Origin of the sequence: Rhizobium sp. Leaf321 (assembly GCF_001423215.1) — a bacterium.
Classification (GTDB): domain Bacteria; phylum Pseudomonadota; class Alphaproteobacteria; order Rhizobiales; family Rhizobiaceae; genus Neorhizobium; species Neorhizobium soli.
Map to the genome: position 1 here is coordinate 573,584 of NZ_LMOF01000007.1, position 19,980 is coordinate 593,563.

Here is a 19,980-nt window from a genome sequence, read left to right on the forward strand (position 1 = left end):
ACTAGTCCTTGTTGCTGACGCCAGCCTGCTTGAAGGTCGCCATGCCGGTGTGACACGCAGCCGCCGCCTTGACGATACCGGCCGCAAGCGCTGCACCGGTGCCTTCGCCCAGCCGCATGCCGAGCGCCAGAAGCGGCGTCTTGCCGAGCTTCTCGATGGCCTTCAGATGCCCCGGCTCGCCGGAGACATGGCCGATCAGGCAATGGTCGATCGCCGATGGATTGGCAGCCTTCAAGATAGCGGCCGCAGCCGTCACCACATAGCCGTCGAGCAGAACGGGGATCTTCTCCATCCGCGCCGCGAGAATAGCGCCCGCGATCGCTGCAAGCTCGCGTCCGCCGAGGCGACGCAGCACTTCCAGCGGATCCGACAGGTGCTCCTTGTGGAACTCCACCGCCTGCTTCACCACGGCCACCTTGCGGGCCAGAAGCTCGCCATGCGAACCGGTCCCGGGACCAACCCAGTCTTCCGCTTCACCGCCGTAGAGCGCCAGATTGATCGCGGCCGCAACCGTCGTGTTGCCGATCCCCATTTCACCGATGCAGAGAAGATCGGTGCCGCCGGCAATCGCCTCCATGCCGAATGCCATGGTCGCCGCACAGTCGCGCTCGGAAAGCGCCGCTTCGGTGGCGATGTCGCCGGTCGGATAATCCAGCGCCAGATCGAAGATCTTGAGACCCAGATCATGCGTCACGCAGATCTGGTTGATCGCCGCACCGCCTGCCGCAAAATTCTCGACCATCTGCTGCGTCACGGACGAGGGAAACGGCGTGATCCCGTGTCTGGTAACACCGTGATTGCCGGCAAAGATCGCCACCAGCGGCCGGGTCACGCTCGGCGCCCGCCCCGACCAGGCCGCCAGCCAGTAGGCGATCTCCTCAAGACGTCCGAGCGAGCCCGCCGGCTTTGTCAGTTGCGCGTCGCGTTCGCGGGCCGCCACCAATGCCCTTGCATCGGGGCCGGGAAGGTTCTGCATCAGGGTGCGGAAATCGTCGAACGGCAGGCCGGTCATGCTCATGGAAAACTCTCTTCGGTCTTTTCGGGCGGTATCGTCTTCTGACGCTGGATCGGGTAGGGATTGATCATTCAGCAAATCATACTTTATGCGCCATCTCATAATCGGCTATCAGCGACGCGACAAGGTCAGGTCGGACGGGACAAGGTCAAAAAGGCTGCGGCCGAAAAACCCATTCTAAAAACAGGCCTCGCAAAGGCAGGAGAGACAAACTGCTACACGCAAACCACTTCGTTGCAGATCTCGCCCGCTCGGTAGGGTTCCTCAGCCGCCTGCCCGTGCCGGATCGCTTCTTTGCCGGCTATGATGGCACCGTCTCACGCGCCGTGCGCGCCTTTCCGGTCGCCGGATTGCTGATCGCGTTTCTTCCCGCTCTCCTTCTGCTGAGCCTCTGCAGCATCCAGTCAACCGCTGGAGATACGCTCCTGCCGGTCCTGATCGCACTCGCACTCATCACCCTCTTGACCGGCGCGCTACACGAAGATGGCCTTGCCGACGCAGCCGACGGTCTCGGCGGCGGACGCGATGCAGATCATGCGCTCCTCATCATGAAGGACAGCCGCATCGGCTCCTATGGCGTCGTAGCGCTGATCCTGTCCTTCGGCCTGCGTGCCGCAGCACTGGCCGGCATTGCGCGGCTTTCGCCGGAAGCGGCCGCTCTCGCCCTTCTCGCCAGCGCCGCCGTCAGCCGCGCACTTCTGGTCGCCCACTGGCGCGCCCTGCCCCCCGCGCGAAACAACGGTGTCGCAGCCGGTGCCGGAATGCCCGACGACGCCGCCCGCAATCTCGCGCTCGTGATCGGCGCTGCCGCCGGCCTCGTCATGCTCATACCCGGTTTCGGCCTGCTGCATGCGCTGATCGCGCTTGGCCTGTCTGCCGCCGCCGCATGGGGTTTCACCCGCTACGTCTCGAAAAAACTTGGCGGACATACCGGCGATACGATCGGCGCCACACAACAACTCTGCGAGATCGCCCTGTTATCGGCCCTTGCTCTCGGCCTTTGAACCCACGATATGGACGCGATGATTTCGCCTTGCACACTGATATGTTCGATCGACCTGAAAACAGGCTTTTGCGTCGGCTGCGGCCGCACTGGCAACGAGATAGCCGGATGGACCGGTTTCACCGATGACGAGCGCATTCAGCTGATGGACCTGCTGCCGACACGGCTCGATACCGTCGACCCCGTCAAGCTCCTGCAAGTCAGTCGCAAGAGAACCGCAGACGCCAAGATCAGGAAGGAAACAACAACCGCATGAACGGCTTTACCGTTGTCCTCCTCATCCTCGGTGCCGGTCTGGCGCTGCTTGTCTACAACCACGACAGCGGCCGCACATTCGGCATGGCCAACGAGGATTTCGGCAGCCTCGTCTATCTGATCCCGATCGCCGCACTCTTGTCCGCCGGCGTCCTGCAGGGTCGCCGCGGCAATCTCGGAACGGTAGCCCGCCAGATCGCCATCTGGCTGGTCATCATCATGGCGCTGGTCGCGGGCTATCTCTACCGAAACGATTTCAGCAGCTTTGGTGCCCGCATGACGGCAGGACTGATGCCGGGCACCGCGGTCGTCACCACATCCAGCGACGGCAGCAGCGAAGTGGTCATCCACAAAACACTCGGCGACCATTTCAAAGCCAATGTCGGCGTCGAGGGCAAGGTCCTGCCGATGCTGGTCGATACCGGTGCCAGCAGCATCGTGTTGACCTATGAGGACGCCAACCGGATCGGCCTTGATCCTTCGGCGCTCAGCTATTCGGTAACGGTCATGACCGCCAACGGCCGCGCCCAGGCAGCGCCGGTCCGCCTGAACGAAGTCTCGATCGGCCCGATCGTCAGACGCGATGTCCGCGCCATGGTGGCGGAAGAAGGCAGGCTCGACGAAAGCCTCCTCGGCATGACCTTCCTCTCCACACTCAGCTCGATGCAGATGCAGTCCGATGAGCTGAGGCTGAAGGATTAGCGGCTTCCGCTTCCAAATCTACTCGGCAGCGACCAAGGACACCTCAGCAAGGGGCGCCATCGCGCGGACCGGATCGCCCTTGATTCGATAATGACTCGGCGGATCGCCGATCACGCGTTTGAAGGCGCGGCTGAACGAGGCCTCGGCGTCATAGCCCAGCCGCTCGGCAACCATCGCCACACGCATCCCGTCCTTCAGCCACAGCCGGGCCTGGTGCATCCGCACCCGTGCCACATACCGTGCTGGCGTTTCGCCGACGACGCGTGCGAACCGTTCCGCAAAGCCGGAGCGGGAGATGCCCATCAGCCGCGCCAGCTCGACATTGTTCCAGTCCCGTTCCGGCTGAAGATGGATCGCCGCGAGCACACGGCCGACATCGGGGCTCCGGACGGCCGCAATCCAGCCGCGCGTCTCGCCGCAGCCGTGTTCGACCCAGGTGCGGATCATCGTCGCCATCAGTACGTCAGCGAGGCGCGCCAGAATGCCACCGGCGCCAACCCGGTCCATATCCACTTCGCGCGTCATCGCCTCGAGAAGATGCGGAATGGCCGGATCATCCTTGGCGAGATCACTGGTCAGCATCGTCTCCGGCATCATCTGGAGCAGCGGATGCAGCCGGTCGACGTTGAAGCGCAGGGAGCCGCTGAACACCAGCGTGCCGCCACTCTCCGCCGTATTGCGGCACTTCAGGTCATAGATGCCGGTGCAGACTTCCTTGCGTCCATAGTGTTCGAACGGCAGGGTCGGTGCATCGGCAGCGCTCGCCAGAACATGCGCCTCGCCGCGCGGGATCAGCACCGCGTCGCCTGTTTTCAGTTCCTGCCAGTCGCCGGATTCGGTCTTGATGATCGCCCGGCCGCATTTGATGAAATGAAACCGCGCGGCATCCTGCGCCGGAAACGCCGTTCCCCACGGCTCGGCCAGACGGCAGCGACCGTAGTCGACCCCGTCAAGACGAAGCCCCCGCAACATCTCGGTCAGCGGATCGGAGGTATGGTCAGATGTCAGATTGGACGAATGATCAAGCATATCGGATTATCTAGCATGGAAAATCCGGCGAGTGAAGCCTATCCAGGGCGCATCATTCAGTCAGGAGTCTACACCAATGGATATGAGCGTCCAACGAGCCACGTCGCCGCAGGCCGACGACACACCCGCGCGCTGGGGAGCTGTCATATCGTTGACGCTTGGCGTCTTCGGCCTTGTCACCGCGGAATTCCTGCCCGTCAGCCTGCTGACGCCGCTGTCGGCGGATCTCGGCGTCGGCACCGGCGTTGCGGGCCAGTCGATCACGACGACCGCCGTCATTGCAGCCATCGCCGGGCCCGGCGTCATCATCGGCACCCGCAATATCGACCGGCGCTGGACGGTTCTCGCCCTGACCACGCTTCTGATCCTGTCGAGCCTGCTGGCGGCAGTCGCCAACCACATCGTCATGCTGCTGGCCGCCCGTGTCCTGCTCGGCATCGGCCTTGGCGGGTTCTGGGCCATGTCGGCAGCACTTGCCATGCGCCTCGTGCCGCCGGCCCGCATGCCGCGCGCCATGGCCATCATCATGGCCGGCGTCTCGCTCGCCACCGTCTGCGCCGCTCCGCTCGGCGCTTGGCTGGGTTCGACGCTCGGCTGGCGCTCAGCCTTTTACCTCTCAGCAGCCGTTGGTGTGGTCGCGCTGGCCGTTCAGGCCTTCACCCTGCCCGCCCTGCCGCCGACCGGCCATGCAGGTCTTGGAACGCTCGCCGCCCTGATGCGCCGTCCGGCCATCCGCACCGCACTCTTCACCATCCTTCTCTTCGTTGCAGGCCATTTCGCCGGCTTCACCTATATCCGGCCGTTCCTGGAACGCGTGCCGAAGCTTGACGTCGAAACGATCTCGCTGATCCTGCTCGGCTACGGCATCGCAGGCTTCGTCGGCAACATCCTCGGCGGCATTGTCTCGGAACGCAGTGCACGTCTGTCGGTGACGATCTTCGGAAGCCTTGTCGCCGTATCGGCCCTGATATTGGCGATCGGCGGCGCATCGCTTGTCGTCTCAGCTGTCGCAATCGCCCTCTGGGGCCTCGCCTTTGGTGCATTCCCGGTCAGCATCCAGAGTTTCGTCGTGCGTCACGCCCCTGACGAAGCCGAAAGCGCCGGTGCGCTCGTGATCCCCGCCTTCCAGATCGCGATCTCCAGCGGTGCCGTCCTCGGCGGCATCCTGATCGAAACACAGGGACCGATCGCCGTCATCTCGTTCCTCGGCCTCGCCGCCCTCGCCGGCACCTCGGTCATGGCCGCCCGCGGCGAACGTCGGCGACTGTCACTGGGCTAAACCTGCCCGAACCACCGCGCAAAAGAAACGCCCGCAACAGCGATGTTGCGGGCGTTTCTGTGAGGGTCTCTTGAGTGCCGGCTGCCAGGTGCGAACCGGCTGCGCCTTTTAGTTCCGCAACCGATACCCGGTCTTGAACATCCAGCCCAACACCGACAGGCAGATCACCAGAAACAGCGCGATCATGCCGACCGAGATCATCGGGTTGACGTCGGCGATTTCATAAAAGCTCCAGCGGAAACCGCTGACCAGATACAGCACCGGGTTGAGGTGGCTGACCGCCTGCCAGAAGGGCGGCAGCATGTCGATCGAGTAGAAGCTGCCCCCGAGAAACGTCAGAGGCGGGACGACCAGCATTGGCACCACGTTCAACTGCTCGAAATTCTTCGCCCATATGCCGATGATGAAACCGAACAGGCTGAAGGTGATTGCCGTCAGCACCAGGAATAAGATCATCATAAATGGATGGGCGATGCGGATTTCCACGAAGAAGGACGCGGTCGCCAGAATGATCAGGCCGATGATCAGCCCTTTACTCGCCGCTGCTCCCACATAGCCGAGCAACACCTCGGTCATCGCCACCGGCGCAGACAGGATCTCGTAGATCGTGCCCGTGAACTTCGGGAAGTAGATGCCGATCGAGCCGTTCGAAACGCATTGCGTCAGCAATGTCAGCATGATCAGGCCCGGCGTGATGAACGACCCGTAGGACACGCCCTCGATGGTCTGGATGCGCGAACCGATAGCCGTGCCGAACACGATGAAATAGAGCGACGTGGTGATGACCGGCGACAGCACGCTTTGCAGCAGCGTGCGGCGCATGCGGGCCATCTCGAAGAAATAGATCGATTTGACGGCTTCGAAATTCATGCCTGTTCTCCCGCTTTTTCAGCCACCAGCGCCACAAAAATATCCTCCAGCGAACTTTGCCGCGTGGAGAGATCGCGGAAATGAATGTGTTCCCGCGCGAGCGTCGCCAGAAGCGAGGCAATACTGTCCTGGGCTTCCTCGCCCTGATAGTCGTGGATGAGTGTCGTTCCATCATCGGACAGAGTGAGGTTTAAGGGGACGAGGCTTTCCGGCAGCGCGGAAAGTGGTGCTGCAAGCTCCAGCCGCAACTGCTTGCGGCCGAGCTTCGTCATCAGCTTTGCCTTTTCCTCCAAGAGCAGAAGGCTGCCGCCATCGATGACACCGACGCGGTCGGCAATCTCCTCCGCCTCCTCGATATAGTGGGTGGTGAGAATGATCGTGACGCCGCTTTCGCGCAGCTTCTCCACCACCAGCCACATGTCGCGGCGAAGGTTGACGTCGACGCCGGCGGTCGGCTCGTCGAGGAACAGCACTTTCGGCTCATGCGACAGCGCCTTGGCAATCAGCACGCGACGCTTCATGCCGCCGGAAAGCTCGCGCAGCATGCTGTCCTTCTTCGTCCAGAGCGAGAGGTCCTTCAGGATCCGCTCGATCAGCGCGGGGTCCGGCTTGCACCCGTAGACGCCGCGCGAAAAGCAGACGGTGTTCCACACGGTTTCGAACTGGTCCGTGGTGAGTTCCTGCGGCACCAGTCCGATCAGCGAACGGGTCTTGCGGAAGTCCTTCACGACGTCGTAGCCGCCGACTTTGACAGTGCCGAAACTCGGGTTGACGATCCCGCAGATGATCGAGATCAGCGTCGTCTTGCCGGCGCCGTTGGGGCCGAGAAGCGCTAGGATTTCGCCCTCCTCGATATCGAGATCGACGCCCTTCAGCGCCTGAAAACCATTACCGTAGGTCTTGGTCAGCTGGCGGATGGAAACGATAGAAGTCATTGTTACTCGCTGGGGGACTTGAATGGGGAACTGAATTTCTGAATTGGCATCAGATATAGGCTCAACGCATCACGCAACCATCCCCAGGCAGTCGAATATTGCGTTCGGATTTCGCGACCAATGGTGTCAGGCAAACACGCTCAAGAAGAACTGGATCGATATTCCCACCAGAAACAGCGCGAAACCGAATTCCAGCTGCCGCTTCGACAGCGCGTGCGCCAGCCTTGCGCCATAGGGTGCCATCAGCAGCGTCACCGGGATCAGCAGAGCCACCGCCATCCAGTTGATGTAGCCGGTGGAAAACGGCGGCAGACCGGGCTCACCCCATCCGCCCCAGACGTAACCGATCAGGCCCGGCAGCGAAATCAGCACGCCGACGCCAGACGAAGTCGCGACGGCCTGATGGATGGAGCGTCCGTAAAGGGTCATGAAGGTGTTGTTCATCACGCCGCCGCCAATGCCCATCAGGCCTGAGAGAATGCCGATCCCCGTGCCAACCAGGAATTTGACCGGGTTCTTGGGCAGATCGTCGCCCAGCTGCCAGCTTGCCCGGTTGAAAATCATTCGCAGCGCCAGAAGCAGCGAGATGACGGCAAAGATGATCCTGAGCTCGGTGCTGGACGACCATGCCGCGACGACGGCGGCAATCATCGTGCCGAGCGGCACAGCAATGATCCAACCCTTCAGGAGATCGATGTCGACAGCACCGGCGTTTTTCTTTCGATGCGCCATGAAGGAGCGGATCGACGTCGGCACGATGATCGCAAGCGAGGTGCCGAGCGCCAGTTGCATGCGCACCGCATCGGAAATTCCCAACAGGCCGAACACGTGAAAGAAGATCGGCACCAGGATCGCACCGCCACCGATCCCGAACAGACCGGCAAGAAGTCCCGCCAGCACACCGGCGGCCAGAAGTGCTGCGATGAAAGGCAAAAGGTCTGCCAGCGGCGGCATGAGAGGCTGCATCGTTCGTCTCCGAAGGCAGCGCTCAAAAACTGGATTCTGCATGCCGCTGTCATTTTCCCGTGACGTTCTGACAGCATGATTGCGCAGAGGCAAGCAATGGACGCCCGGTTCCAGGTTTCTGGAGTGCCGCAACACCAAGCCGGTCGGCCGTTATCACCAGATCCTTTTCAGCATTTTCTTTCGCTTGCCGCATCACCCCGCCTCAGCCAAAGGCGGGTCTCCTACCGGGAGACAGGCTTCCCCCCGCGAGCCCTCTCCATTTCGCCGGCCTCCGGGTGAAAACCCCGAGCCGGCTTTTTTTTGCGGGCTTCGGCGTCAGCAACCGTAGCGTGGACGTCAGCTACAGTAGCGTCGACCGCCCTTGCGCGGGCGCAGGTCGAAGTGGAAGTGGTTCCAGTGCTCGGCATTGCTGCCGGGTCCAAGCACCGTGTTGAAATACTTGCAGCTGTCGGTCCGCACGGATTTGAGCAGCGCACCCTCGCGGAAGGAAAACAGCCCCTTCTTGCGCACGTTGATATCGTGACCGTTCTTGAGGACGATGGCGCCGATATCGATCGCATTGCCCTTGGCATGTTCCGACATCGGGTTGTAGCGCTGCCGTGAATTGTTCATGCGACGGCAGGAATAGCCACCCATCGGCTGGATCTTCTGGATACCCGAAAGGTATCGCAGGCGCGCCGATGGCGCGAGTTCGCTCTTCACCCATTTGGCGAAGGCGAGCGTCACCTGACAGTTCAGCGTCACCGCCGGCTTGACATCGATGCCGCCGGAAAGACCTGAAAGCTTCACGGGGTAGTCGACGCCGCAGCTCGGACCGTTGGAGATGCGCGGCTGATCCCGGAACTCGACGCCCATCCGGCGCAGTTCCGCCCGGCAGCTCACTTCCGATTGCGGCATGACGTTGCGCAGAAACGGCTTGTCCGGCTCGCTCATCGGACCCGACTGGATCGTCGGATTGTTGGGACGCAGCATCGCCACCTGCTGGCTACGAACCGGCGCGCGGCTCGGCGGCGTCACGGGCGAACGGTCGCCCCAGACCTGGCTACCGCCGGCCAATCCGTCATTCGTCATTTCATCGCGCGCGCCCGCGCCGGAACGCTTCGGCGGCACGATGACGCGATCGTCTTCGACTTGGGAAATCGGCTGGCGTCTTGCACTCAGTGCACGCGGATTGTCCGTGCCGATACCGTCGACCACCGGCTGGTCGCCGACGCCTTCGGCAATATCGCTGTCCTGCTCTTCCGCAAGGCCCGTCACACCGCTCTCGTCCGGATCGAAGCCGAGCTCGCTATCCATGTTGACGCCCTCTTCAGGCGAGGCGGTGGGCATTCCGCCCTGCCCGAGCGGCGAGGAGGATATGGGTGGCGCCAGCGAGGCTGACTGCATCGGTTGCGGCGCGCGCAGATAATGTCCCCCGTCACCGGGAGGGCTGTTCGAGGCGACCGGAGCGTTCATCATGCCAACCGAAGCGGCTGGCGAAGGACCAGCCTGATAACCGGCGTTTGTCTGGTAGGGCGACTGGGCTATCGTGTCGGGCGGCAGCGGCGCGACAGGCTGGATCGCGCCGACGCGCGTCCCGCTATCGATCGACGCAGGCGGAACAAGGTCGCTGGAAGAACAGGCGGCAAGCATGGTGGAGACCATCAGCAGCGCCAAAGCTTTGCGCATAAAAGTCTTCGGGGCCATCCGTTGGGCCTGCTTCTCGAGAAGCGCATACGCCATACCAGTTGCCACCCTCTGGTGCCGAAATCACACAAGCGCAAATTGTAGGAAGATTCGGTAAACGAAGCCTTGCCCAATCGAGGCCGTTTCATGGTCATTTCATGCAGGCAGCGCGAGCGGCCACACACTACAACTGCACCTTTGTGAAGACCATCGCATGTCCGCCGCGCGTAAAAACGCCCGCCCGCAAGCTGCGGACGGGCGCATCGACGTCAGTCACTCAGGCCGCGCGAACCCGGTCCGGTTGACAAGTGTCCCTTACGGCCTCGCCATTCAGTCGGAAGGTCGAAAGCAGATGCTGCAGATGATGGCTCTGTTCGGCCAGGGTCTGGCTGGCAGCCGTCGTCTCCTCGACCATGGCGGCATTCTGCTGGGTCATCTGGTCCATGTGGTTGACGGACGCGTTGATCTCCCGAAGCCCACCCGACTGTTCGTGCGCGGTCGTTGCGATCGTCTCGACATGGGCGTTGACCTTTTCGACCAGCACGGCAATCTCCACCAGCGCATCACCGGTTGACCGCACCAGCGCGACGCCGGTCTCGACTTCGTGCACCGAGGTGCTGATCAGCGTCTTGATCTCCTTGGCGGCGTTGGCCGAGCGCTGCGCCAGTTCGCGCACTTCCTGCGCAACGACTGCAAAGCCGCGACCCGCCTCACCTGCCCGTGCCGCCTCGACGCCGGCATTGAGCGCCAGAAGATTGGTCTGGAAGGCGATCTCGTCGATGACCCCGATGATCTGGCTGATGCGGCTGGACGACGCCTCGATACGGCCCATCGCATCCACCGCGCTGCGGACGATCTCTCCGGAACGGCCGGCACTTGCCTTGGTCTCGGCGACCATGACGCGTGCCTCGCGAGCCCGCTCTGCCGCAGTCCCGACAGTCGCGGTGATCTCGTCGAGTGCGGCTGCCGTCTCTTCCAGTGCCGCAGCCTGCTGCTCGGTCCGCTTGGCAAGGTTGCCGGTAGCGCCGGAAATGTCGGAAGCGCTGTCGCGCACCACATGGCCGGTTTCCGAAATTGCAGCGATGGCATTGTGAAGCGCTTCGACCGCCGCATTAAAATCGCGCCGCAGCTTCGCATAATCAGCGCCAATGTCACCGAGCGAAACGGAGAGGTTGCCGGCGGCAAGTGCCTCCAGCGCCCATCCCAGCTCGCCGATCGCCCGCGCCTGTCTCTCGGCCGCAGCACCGCTGCTGCGCTCGCTTTCAAAACGTTCAGTCGCCATGGCACGCTGCTGATCGGCCTCGCGTGCCCGAAGTGCCGCGCTTTCTTCAACGCTGTTGCGCAGCACTTCGACGGCACGTGCCATCTCGCCCACCTCGTTCGGATAAGCCGTGCACGGAACCGCCATGCCGGTCTCGCCGGCCGCAATCGCGGTCAGCACGCCCTTTACCTGACGGATCGGTCGGGTCACGCTTCTGACCACAAACCAGGCGCCGGCAAGCAGCAGCACCGCACCACCCGCAAACATGGCGGCAAACTTCATCGCATCTTGGCGGAACATCGCCTGAAGGTCGTCCGTATAAACGCCGGTACCGACGATCCAGCCCCAGGGCGAAAAGCCGATGACATGCGAGTATTTCTCGACCGGTTCGGCGGCACCGGGCTTGGGCCAGTAATAATCGACAAAGCCCTGACCGCCAGCCTTCACCACATTGGTGAATTCCACAAACAGGAATTTCCCGTTGGGGTCCTTGTTCTTGGTCAGGTCCGACCCGTTCAGTTCCGGCTTGATCGGATGCATCACCATGGTCGGGTGCATGTCGTTGATCCAGAAATACCCCGATCCGCCGCCATAGCGCATGGCGCTGACGATGGCCTTGGCGGCTGCCTGCGCCTCATCACGGCTCATCGTGCCGGCAGCTTCGAGACCCTGGTACTTCTTCAGGATGGCAACAGCGTTGTCGTTCATCTGGGCAAGACCCGCCTTGCGCTCCTGCTCCGACGAACGATAGCTTTGAAACAGGCTGAACACCATCGCGCCACCGAGAATGACGAGCGACAGGACGACAAGGCTGTAGAGACGCCAAGAAATAGCGATACGCTGCATAGTTTCCCCCTCCAGTAAAACTGCGCGGAGCTTAAGTGAAGAGGGTTAGCAGGTCGTAAAGCATGTAAGCGGCGGAAACACTTACTCGGATTGGGTGCGCACGCACCAAAGCGGCATGTATCCAAGCCATGTTGCTGGAGCATTGCTCCAATCCAAAACAAGGGTGGGCCGGACCTGTCTTTCGCTCTATTCTGGTCTCAACAGATACGAGACTCAGCAAGGACGTGACGAATGACCGAACAGCCGCAACCTGCCTCTCCGACCGGCGAACTGACACTGCGCACACTTGCGATGCCGGCCGACGCCAATCCAGCCGGGGATATCTTCGGCGGCTGGGTGATGGCCCAGATGGACCTTGCCAGCGGCATCCGCGCCACCGAGCGGGCCCATGGCCGCACGGTGACCGCAGCCGTAAAAGAGATGGCGTTCCAGCTTCCCGTCAAGATCGGTGACACGTTGAACGTCTACACCGAGATCACCCGCGTCGGCACGAGTTCGATCACGCTGAATGTGGAAGCCTGGGCGCAGCGCGCCCGCTACCGGATGCTGGAAAAGGTAACGGCCGGGACCTTCGTCATGGTGGCGCTCGGCGACGACGGCAAACCGAGACCCGTTCCCGCAGAATAGTGGCCAGGTCGGACCGGCCCCAGTCGATCCCTGCAGATAGCCGGTCTATCGCTGTAGATAGCCAGTTACCCCTGAAGATAGATGGAGGACCTGTCGAAGGACAGCCCGGGAAAGACGCGCGACGTCAGCTTGTCCGGCGCAATGCCGAACTGCTTGTGCAGCATGGCCGCGGCGATCTCGCGCACATCACCGGTCGGCATCAGATCCTGGCCATCCAGAGACCTGTCCTCGGCAAGACCGGGCCAGGTCCCCATCACCTTCCCACCCGACACCGCACCGCCGGCGAGAACGGCAACGCCGCCGGTGCCGTGATCGGTTCCGCCGGTGCCGTTCTCGCGCACGGAACGTCCGAATTCCGTGACGGCCAGCACCACCGTGCGGGCCCAGGCGTCAGCACCCAATGCGTCCTTGAGCGCGACGATGGCAGCGGCAAGCTCGCCAGCCACCGATCCGAACTGGCTAGCCTGCTCCACATGCGTATCCCAGCCGTTGATCGAAAAGCTGGCAATCCGGTAGTCTTCCCGCAGCATGCCACCGGCAAGCCGCGCCATGTCGACGACGCTGCGGTTCCGCTTCTGGCGGTACCCGTCAGCCGAAAACCCCGTCCGCTTGACCTCCTCCATCGCCGCGGCAAACGGCGCGTCGGCTGCGTAGAGCCGCTCGAGAAAGCCGATCTCGTCCTGCGCCATCTCCACGTCGCCAGTTCCCGGACGGTTGTCGGCCTTGTTCGGCCCGCTCAGGATCAGTTCCATCGACGTATGGATGTCGAGCGCCTTGCGGCCGTCGGTGCGCGGAATGACCGCCAGCGTCCGGTTGAGCCAGCCACTCTTCTGCGACGCGTCGGTACCACCGTTTTCCAGCATTGTCTGGCCGTCGAAATGACTGCGCCCGTCGCGGTAGGGCGTCGCGACCGCGTGCACGAAGGACAGCGCATTCTCCTGCCAGAGCGGCATCAATGCCGACGCCGCCGGGTTGAGACCGAAAAATCCGTCGAGATCAACAAGTCCGGTCCCGGGCGTCAGACCGAGCGTCGGTCGCAATCCGGCGAAAGCCGCATCGCCATAGGGCTGCACCAGATCCAGGCCGTCCATCCCTCCGCGCAATATGATCGTCACGAACCGGCTTTCGCCAGGAGCAGCCGCAAAGCCGACCGGTGTCAGCACGGGTGCGGCAGCGGCACAGCAGGCGCCGGCCAGAAAGCCGCGGCGGGAGAGCGAAAAGCTTGGCTTGATCGTCATCGCTATCTCCTGTTGAACTCGGGCGACGCCAGAACCATCGCAATGGCGTGGTTGGTGTTGGGTGCCTGAGCAATCACGTCCCTGGTATTCTGGCCCGCCGCGTCCCCGAGCGCCGCATCGAGAAACGTGCCGGGATCACGCCTCTGGCCGAAACGGCCGGCCATCAGCCGCGCCCAGGCGATCCGCTCGCTCAGCTGGCCCGGCGACAGCCAGACACTCGCCAGGTCGGCATAGCCGGCCGGGCTCGGTGGCTGCCAAATCGGCTGGTCCATCCGCTGGAGCGCGGCAAGCGTCAGGTCGTTGGCGCGCGCGGCACGCTGCTTGGCATCCGCGCGGGCAGCCGTGCTGCTGGCCATCTTCAGCGCCTTTCGCATCGGTCCGTCGTCTTGCTGCTCATCGTCGTCCATCTCGTCCAGCAACCGGGAGAGGTCCTTATCGGAAATGTCGACGGCTCGGAATCCGGACACGACGAATTCGAACGGACGCTTGATCTTCTGTCCAGGATCGCTCCAGGCACGGGGATGATCCAGCATGGCACGATAGACGGCCTTCAGATCGCCCTCGGTTTCAGCCCAGGCTGCCGTCATCGCGGCAACCACATCCGCCGGGGGTTCGTCGGCAACGAAGTGGATCACCAGTTTTCGGCAGACATGTTCCGCCGTCATCGGGTTCAGCGCCAGATCCTCAAGCATCCGTAGATGGTCCTGGCTCCCCGCCTCGTCGTCCTCATAAACCTCTCCGAGCAAGCTGATCGAGCCGCCTTCGGAAATGCGTGGCCGGTAGACGACTTCGAGAGCGCGGCGATCGACCGACAGTCCCGTCAGGATCAGCGCGGCGGCCCGGACATCCTCCTGGGTATACCCGCTCCCAGCTCCCAGCGTGTGCAGTTCCAGCAGTTCGCGGCCAAGGCTTTCGTTCACGGCACGCCCGCCCGACCGCCCCGCGGGGGCGTCCATGCCGGCACCATCACTCTGGTCGAGATAGATCAGCATCGCGGGATGCAGCATGGCGGCTTTCAGCAGGTTCGCGAACGACCCGGCCAGATTGGGACGGATCGCCTCCGCCTCGTACAAAGGCACGACCATCCGCATCGGCAGCGACTTGAGCGCGCTGGTGGAAAAATGGTCCGTCCAGAACGATGCCAACCGTTCGTGAAACCCGAAGGGCGACAGGATCGCCTGCGCCAGCCGCGCCATCGCATCCTGCCGATAGATCTGCAGCGCTTCCTTCTGGGTTTCCTTGCGAATGCTTTCGTTCGGCTTGCCGTCCTTCGCCGCCTTCGCTTCGGCCGCCCGCAACGACATCACCCGAGAGGCCGTCTCGCGGCGGCCACCCGCTCCCTCGCGCGGAAAACGCGGCTTCCGCTTTGCGGCCTGATCGAGCTGGGCCAGCAGAGCCTCGGCATCGCGGGGCGACTCCTCGCCGGGACGCAGCCCGTAGCCGAAGCGAATCGCTGCCAATGTCGGTCTCGAAATCGCCATCCGGCCACTCCTGTTTCAGTCCCCCAGAGTCGGAGACGAATGTGTCCGAAACGAAAGACAATTACGGCCATTTCGCGACCCGGACGATTTGCCGCCAGCCAACCGCGGTCTGGGACCGAAGAACCTCGGAAGTGGCTCCTCTAAACGATTGCCATATGCCTCGGCAAGAATGCCATCAGCTGCGATATCGCCAACGACGGCTCGCCTGTCCAGCCACGGTCGGTACAACATTCTGTCATCCGGTCACTTTACGGCAGGGACTTCGAACACGACAGGGCGACCCGCAGGCCGGATCCACAACGTTCTCCCGCTCAACACCGGAATGGGCTTAACCTTTGCGACGCCCTTTAGCGATTGCGGTCAATCCCGCGCCGGACTACCGTCGCGCGAAAGAAGTGAACTGCGCATGCCGGGGAAGCTGAATGGTCAATGCCGTCTTCTACCATAAGGAGGACACCACCTATAAGGACGTGAGAGGCAAGCTTTACCATTTTCCTGGCAGCTACCTTTCCCGCGTGGTCCAGACGATTGGAAGCCTGATCGTTTACTATGGCCCGCTACCCGGTGTGACCGGCCGTCACTACTCGGGCATTGCCCGCGTCCGCGCCGTCGAGCAGGATCCGGACCTTGCCAACCACCACTTTGCGCGTCTCGACGAATACATCGATTTTGATAGACCGGTCGACTACCGAGAAAATGGTGGCTTCGAGCGTCAGCTGGTAAGACCTGACCTCTCCGTCAATGGCGGACGAAGCGTGCAGGCGGTACGACTGATCGACGCCCACGAATTCTCTGCGATCGTGGAAGCAGGGCTTTCCGAACCGGACGAATGGCCAGCTCGCATCGATAGCATTGACGATGCCATGCCCGCATGGACCATGGGCGAGCCGCCACAGGACGCGTACATCGCCGCCCCCGAGCCGCGCGCGATCATCAGTCAGGTCATCAACCGGCCGTTTCGCGACCTGAAATTCCGGCAGCATGTCCGCAAAGTCTATGACCGTCGCTGTGCATTTACCGGCCTGCGCCTTATAAACGGCGGCGGACGGCCCGAGGTCGAGGCGGCGCATATCATTCCAGTCGAACGGGGCGGCAACGATTCGGTGCAAAACGGCATCGCACTGTCCGGCACGGTGCACTGGATGTTTGATCGCGGCCTGTTGTCGCTTGCCGACGACTTCAACATATTATGCTCACGCCACCTCAATGCCGACGTCTCGCATCTGCTCGTACCCGACCTGATGGCGCGTGTGCCGGCCGAAAGGCACCTGCGTCCGCATCCCCATTACATTGCCTGGCACCGCGATAACATCTTCAAGCAGTGATGCCGATTTCGGCCCACCACCCCCGTTGCCTTTTTGTACTCATTTTCCACTCATCCCCCTCTTCACTTTCCACCATCCCGCCTCCATATTCGCGCCATGGCCAGATCTCCGAAAAAATCCCCCTCCTCCAAGCCCAGCGGTTTCGAGGAATCCCCGCAATCGTCGTTTGAAGGCGCGCCGCTGGAGGGGAATGTTTCGGACTGGGTGAGGCAGCTGGAAGCCGAGGCGGAAATGTCCGGCGTCGAGACCCAGCGCGAGATCGCCTCCAAGGCCGGCAAGCATCGCAAGAAGATCGAGATCGCCGCCCGCGAGGAGGCCATCAAGGCCGCCGCGAAAGACACGCCGAAAACCGCCACGCACACGACCTCGTCGAAATCGTCTCGCGGCACGTCGATGGGCGGCTCGTCCGATCCCAAAACCCGCGCCGCCGCCGGCCTCAACCCGGTCGCCGGCATGGACGTGTCGCTGGAGGAGGCCGAACACCTCGCCACCGGCGCCGTCACCGCGACGGTGGAGGCCCTGTCGGCGCTGATCGAAAGCGGCAACCCGCTGTTCAAGGACGGCAAGATGTGGACGCCGCACCGTCCCCACCGGCCCGAGAAATCCGAAGGCGGCGTCACCATCCGCATGGCCTCGGACTATCAGCCCGCCGGCGACCAGCCGACCGCCATCAAGGACCTCGTCGAGGGCATCAACAACAACGAACGCTCGCAGGTCCTGCTCGGCGTCACCGGCTCCGGCAAGACGTTCACGATGGCCAAGGTGATCGAGGCCACGCAGCGGCCGGCCGTCATCCTTGCGCCCAACAAGACGCTGGCGGCGCAGCTCTATTCCGAATTCAAGAACTTCTTCCCCGACAACGCGGTGGAATATTTCGTCTCCTACTACGACTATTACCAGCCGGAAGCCTATGTGCCGCGCTCCGATACGTTCATCGAGAAGGAATCCTCGATCAACGAACAGATCGACCGCATGCGCCACTCCGCCACGCGCTCGCTGCTGGAACGCGACGACTGCATCATCGTCGCCTCCGTCTCCTGCATCTATGGTATCGGCTCCGTCGAGACCTACACCGCCATGACCTTCCAGATGGCCGTGGGCGACAAGCTCGACCAGCGCCAGCTTCTGGCCGATCTCGTCGCCCAGCAATACAAGCGCCAGGACATCAACTTCATCCGCGGATCGTTCCGCGTGCGCGGCGATACAATCGAAATCTTCCCCGCCCACCTTGAAGATGCCGCCTGGCGCATCTCGATGTTCGGCGACGAGATCGATAGCATCACCGAATTCGACCCGCTGACCGGCCACAAGACCGGCGACCTGAAGTCGGTCAAGATCTACGCCAACTCCCACTATGTGACGCCGCGCCCCACCCTCAACGGCGCCATCAAGTCGATCAAGGAGGAGCTGAAGCTCCGCCTCAACGAGCTCGAAAAGGGCGGCCGCCTGCTGGAAGCGCAGCGTCTGGAACAGCGCACCCGCTACGATATCGAGATGCTTGAGGCGACCGGCTCCTGCGCCGGCATCGAGAACTATTCCCGCTATCTCACCGGCCGCACGCCCGGCGAGCCGCCACCGACCCTGTTCGAATATATCCCTGACAATGCGCTTCTGTTCATCGATGAGAGCCACGTCTCCGTCAGCCAGATCGGCGGCATGTACCGGGGCGACTTCCGCCGAAAAGCGACGCTCGCCGAATACGGCTTCCGCCTGCCGTCGTGCATGGACAACCGGCCGCTGCGTTTCGAGGAATGGGATGCGATGCGCCCCCTCACCGTCGCCGTGTCGGCAACGCCCGGCAACTGGGAAATGGAACAGGCCGGCGGCGTGTTTGCCGAACAGGTCATCCGCCCGACCGGCCTGATCGACCCGCCGGTCGAAGTCCGCTCCGCCCGCAGCCAGGTAGATGACGTGCTCGGCGAGATCCGCGAGACCGCCGAAAAGGGCTACCGCACCCTGGTCACCGTGCTCACCAAGCGCATGGCCGAAGACCTCACCGAATACCTGCACGAACAGGGCGTGCGCGTCCGCTACATGCACTCGGATATCGACACGCTGGAACGCATCGAGATCATCCGTGATCTGCGCCTCGGCGCCTTCGACGTGCTGATCGGCATCAACCTCCTGCGCGAAGGTCTCGACATTCCCGAATGCGGCTTCGTCGCCATTCTCGATGCCGACAAGGAAGGTTTCCTGCGCTCGGAAACCTCGCTCGTCCAGACCATCGGCCGCGCCGCCCGTAACGTCGATGGCAAGGTCATCCTCTACGCCGACAAGATCACCGGCTCGATGCAGCGCGCCATGGACGAAACCGCCCGCCGCCGCGAAAAGCAGGTCGCCTACAACACCGAACACGGCATCACGCCTGAATCGGTCAAGGCCCGCATCTCCGACATCCTCGACAGCGTCTATGAGCGCGACCACGTCCGCGCCGATATCTCCGGCGCCTCGGGCAAGGGTTTTGCAGACGGCGGCCACCTCGTCGGCAACAACCTGCAGAGCCATCTCAACGCGATGGAGAAATCCATGCGCGACGCCGCAGCCGACCTCGACTTCGAAAAGGCCGCCCGCCTGCGCGACGAGATCAAACGCCTCAAGGCCTCCGAACTCGCCACCATGGACGACCCGATCGCCCGCGAGGAATCCAAGGCCCAGGAAGGCGTGCGCCGCAGCGCCGAAGCCACCCGCACCTCGCTGGGCGGTGGCAAAGGCAAAGGCGCCAAGGCCGGAGACGACGCGTCTCCCTCCTACTTCGCCAAACCCTCGCTCGACGACATGGGCCCGGGCACCGACACCGCCACCCCGCTGTTCCGCCGCAACTCCCTCGACGAAATGACCGTCGGCCGCACCGAAAAACCCGCCCCCGGCACCCTGCCGGAACGCCCACCGGAAACAATCAGCACCAAGAAACGCTTCTCGCCGCTCATGGAAGGCCAGCCGGAACGCGGCGAAGGCAAGGACGACCCGCGCCCCATCGTGCGCGGCAAGGTCGGCGCCGGGAGCTACGAGGACGCTGGCGACGCCAAGCAGCAGAAGCGACGGACGAAGGGGAAGACGGGACGGCCGGGGCGGTAGGCACCGACATGACGGCTGCGAATAGGCGGCTGTCACTCGCCCCCGGGAGTCCCGGAAAACACCTCCCCCTTGAGGGGGGAGGTCGCCGCAACGCGGCGGGTGGGGGTGACCCTCCCACCAACCATCACCACACCCCGGACATCCGGTCCGACCCTCCCCCTCAAGGGGCGGGTAAGGAACGGCTGGCGCCGGCAGTTGCGAGGATGCTGGCGATGCCAAGCAGCAAAAGCGGCGAACGAAGGGCAAGACGGGCCGGCCGGGGCGGTAGGCACCGACATGACAGCTCCGAACAGGCAGCAGTCACTCGCCCCGGGCATCCCGGAAAACACCTCCCCCTTGAGGGGGGAGGTCGCCGCAAAGCGGCGGGGGGGGGGGACCCGCCAAAACCACCAACCATCACTCCACCCC

Annotated in this window: 16 protein-coding genes; 7 read left to right on the forward strand and 9 right to left on the reverse strand. The window is 63.0% G+C overall.

Annotated elements, in window-relative coordinates; genetic code table 11:
* Position 1 precedes the first annotated feature (1 nt).
* Complete coding sequence (gene cobT / locus ASF70_RS15675) at positions 2–1,018, reverse strand: nicotinate-nucleotide--dimethylbenzimidazole phosphoribosyltransferase (RefSeq protein WP_062580934.1); 1,017 nt, start codon at positions 1,016–1,018, stop codon at positions 2–4.
* A 209-nt stretch (positions 1,019–1,227) separates the two neighbouring features.
* On the opposite strand from cobT, the gene cobS reads away from it, so the two are divergent.
* Genes cobS through ASF70_RS15690 form a run of 3 tightly spaced genes read left to right on the forward strand, consistent with a single transcriptional unit; the run spans position 1,228 to position 2,975 of the window.
* Positions 1,228–2,019 carry an adenosylcobinamide-GDP ribazoletransferase gene (gene cobS, locus ASF70_RS15680; RefSeq protein ID WP_062580936.1) on the forward strand — a complete coding sequence of 264 codons (792 nt, stop codon included), beginning with the start codon at positions 1,228–1,230 and terminating at the stop codon, positions 2,017–2,019.
* A gap of 18 nt (positions 2,020–2,037) precedes the next feature.
* Positions 2,038–2,274, forward strand: coding sequence for a DUF1289 domain-containing protein (locus ASF70_RS15685; protein ID WP_062581438.1), 237 nt, complete (start codon positions 2,038–2,040; stop codon positions 2,272–2,274).
* Positions 2,271–2,975 (forward strand): TIGR02281 family clan AA aspartic protease, encoded by a 705-nt coding sequence (locus ASF70_RS15690; RefSeq protein ID WP_062580937.1) that lies wholly within the window; start codon positions 2,271–2,273, stop codon positions 2,973–2,975. Before ASF70_RS15685 ends, ASF70_RS15690 begins: the two co-directional genes overlap by 4 nt.
* 18 nt (positions 2,976–2,993) lie before the next feature.
* Here the strand turns inward: ASF70_RS15690 and ASF70_RS15695 are convergent, their stop codons facing one another.
* Positions 2,994–4,004, reverse strand: coding sequence for an AraC family transcriptional regulator (locus tag ASF70_RS15695; RefSeq protein WP_062580940.1), 1,011 nt, complete (start codon positions 4,002–4,004; stop codon positions 2,994–2,996).
* An 82-nt stretch (positions 4,005–4,086) separates the two neighbouring features.
* Between ASF70_RS15695 and ASF70_RS15700 the strand changes: the two genes are divergently transcribed.
* A complete protein-coding gene (locus ASF70_RS15700) occupies positions 4,087–5,283 on the forward strand; it encodes an MFS transporter (RefSeq protein WP_244474071.1) in 1,197 nt (398 codons plus the stop codon).
* A gap of 108 nt (positions 5,284–5,391) precedes the next feature.
* Here ASF70_RS15700 and ASF70_RS15705 read toward each other — a convergent pair whose 3' ends face one another.
* The 5 genes from ASF70_RS15705 to ASF70_RS15725 form a co-directional block, all read right to left on the reverse strand.
* Entirely contained in the window at positions 5,392–6,153 is a 762-nt protein-coding gene (locus ASF70_RS15705) for an ABC transporter permease (RefSeq protein WP_062580942.1), read from the reverse strand.
* Positions 6,150–7,088, reverse strand: a complete 939-nt coding sequence (locus tag ASF70_RS15710) for an ABC transporter ATP-binding protein (RefSeq protein WP_062580944.1) — start codon at positions 7,086–7,088, stop codon at positions 6,150–6,152. Before ASF70_RS15710 ends, ASF70_RS15705 begins: the two co-directional genes overlap by 4 nt.
* A 126-nt stretch (positions 7,089–7,214) precedes the next feature.
* Positions 7,215–8,042 (reverse strand): sulfite exporter TauE/SafE family protein, encoded by an 828-nt coding sequence (locus tag ASF70_RS15715; RefSeq protein ID WP_062581439.1) that lies wholly within the window; start codon positions 8,040–8,042, stop codon positions 7,215–7,217.
* A 348-nt stretch (positions 8,043–8,390) separates the two neighbouring features.
* A complete protein-coding gene (locus ASF70_RS15720) occupies positions 8,391–9,740 on the reverse strand; it encodes an extensin family protein (RefSeq protein WP_062581441.1) in 1,350 nt (449 codons plus the stop codon).
* A gap of 256 nt (positions 9,741–9,996) precedes the next feature.
* Positions 9,997–11,826 (reverse strand): methyl-accepting chemotaxis protein, encoded by a 1,830-nt coding sequence (locus ASF70_RS15725; RefSeq protein WP_062580945.1) that lies wholly within the window; start codon positions 11,824–11,826, stop codon positions 9,997–9,999.
* A 231-nt stretch (positions 11,827–12,057) separates the two neighbouring features.
* On the opposite strand from ASF70_RS15725, the gene ASF70_RS15730 reads away from it, so the two are divergent.
* On the forward strand, positions 12,058–12,453 hold the full coding sequence (locus tag ASF70_RS15730) for an acyl-CoA thioesterase (protein ID WP_062456448.1): 396 nt from the start codon (positions 12,058–12,060) through the stop codon (positions 12,451–12,453).
* A 65-nt stretch (positions 12,454–12,518) separates the two neighbouring features.
* Here the strand turns inward: ASF70_RS15730 and ASF70_RS15735 are convergent, their stop codons facing one another.
* The gene (locus tag ASF70_RS15735) at positions 12,519–13,691 is read right to left on the reverse strand and encodes a DUF1501 domain-containing protein (protein ID WP_062580947.1); all 1,173 of its coding nucleotides are present in this window, start codon (positions 13,689–13,691) and stop codon (positions 12,519–12,521) included.
* A gap of 2 nt (positions 13,692–13,693) precedes the next feature.
* A complete protein-coding gene (locus ASF70_RS15740) occupies positions 13,694–15,172 on the reverse strand; it encodes a DUF1800 domain-containing protein (RefSeq protein WP_062580949.1) in 1,479 nt (492 codons plus the stop codon).
* Between the two features lie 422 nt (positions 15,173–15,594).
* Between ASF70_RS15740 and ASF70_RS15745 the strand changes: the two genes are divergently transcribed.
* Together ASF70_RS15745 and uvrB are read left to right on the forward strand one after the other, a co-directional pair.
* Positions 15,595–16,497, forward strand: coding sequence for an HNH endonuclease (locus tag ASF70_RS15745; RefSeq protein WP_062580951.1), 903 nt, complete (start codon positions 15,595–15,597; stop codon positions 16,495–16,497).
* A gap of 96 nt (positions 16,498–16,593) precedes the next feature.
* Complete coding sequence (gene uvrB / locus ASF70_RS15750) at positions 16,594–19,572, forward strand: excinuclease ABC subunit UvrB (RefSeq protein WP_062580953.1); 2,979 nt, start codon at positions 16,594–16,596, stop codon at positions 19,570–19,572.
* The last annotated feature ends 408 nt before the right edge of the window (positions 19,573–19,980 follow it).

Bases quoted from the DNA above. Each gene is read 5' to 3' on its own strand.
- ASF70_RS15715 (WP_062581439.1), bottom strand. From the start codon at position 8,042: ATGCCGCCGCTGGCAGACCTTTTGCCTTTCATCGCAGCACTTCTGGCC.
- ASF70_RS15720 (WP_062581441.1), bottom strand. From the start codon at position 9,740: ATGGCCCCGAAGACTTTTATGCGCAAAGCTTTGGCGCTGCTGATGGTC.
- ASF70_RS15705 (WP_062580942.1), bottom strand. From the start codon at position 6,153: ATGAATTTCGAAGCCGTCAAATCGATCTATTTCTTCGAGATGGCCCGC.
- ASF70_RS15710 (WP_062580944.1), bottom strand. From the start codon at position 7,088: ATGACTTCTATCGTTTCCATCCGCCAGCTGACCAAGACCTACGGTAAT.
- ASF70_RS15700 (WP_244474071.1), top strand. From the start codon at position 4,087: ATGAGCGTCCAACGAGCCACGTCGCCGCAGGCCGACGACACACCCGCG.
- uvrB (WP_062580953.1), top strand. From the start codon at position 16,594: ATGGCCAGATCTCCGAAAAAATCCCCCTCCTCCAAGCCCAGCGGTTTC.
- ASF70_RS15745 (WP_062580951.1), top strand. From the start codon at position 15,595: ATGGTCAATGCCGTCTTCTACCATAAGGAGGACACCACCTATAAGGAC.
- ASF70_RS15735 (WP_062580947.1), bottom strand. From the start codon at position 13,691: ATGACGATCAAGCCAAGCTTTTCGCTCTCCCGCCGCGGCTTTCTGGCC.
- ASF70_RS15725 (WP_062580945.1), bottom strand. From the start codon at position 11,826: ATGCAGCGTATCGCTATTTCTTGGCGTCTCTACAGCCTTGTCGTCCTG.
- ASF70_RS15690 (WP_062580937.1), top strand. From the start codon at position 2,271: ATGAACGGCTTTACCGTTGTCCTCCTCATCCTCGGTGCCGGTCTGGCG.
- ASF70_RS15695 (WP_062580940.1), bottom strand. From the start codon at position 4,004: ATGCTTGATCATTCGTCCAATCTGACATCTGACCATACCTCCGATCCG.
- ASF70_RS15740 (WP_062580949.1), bottom strand. From the start codon at position 15,172: ATGGCGATTTCGAGACCGACATTGGCAGCGATTCGCTTCGGCTACGGG.
- ASF70_RS15685 (WP_062581438.1), top strand. From the start codon at position 2,038: ATGATTTCGCCTTGCACACTGATATGTTCGATCGACCTGAAAACAGGC.
- ASF70_RS15730 (WP_062456448.1), top strand. From the start codon at position 12,058: ATGACCGAACAGCCGCAACCTGCCTCTCCGACCGGCGAACTGACACTG.
- cobT (WP_062580934.1), bottom strand. From the start codon at position 1,018: ATGAGCATGACCGGCCTGCCGTTCGACGATTTCCGCACCCTGATGCAG.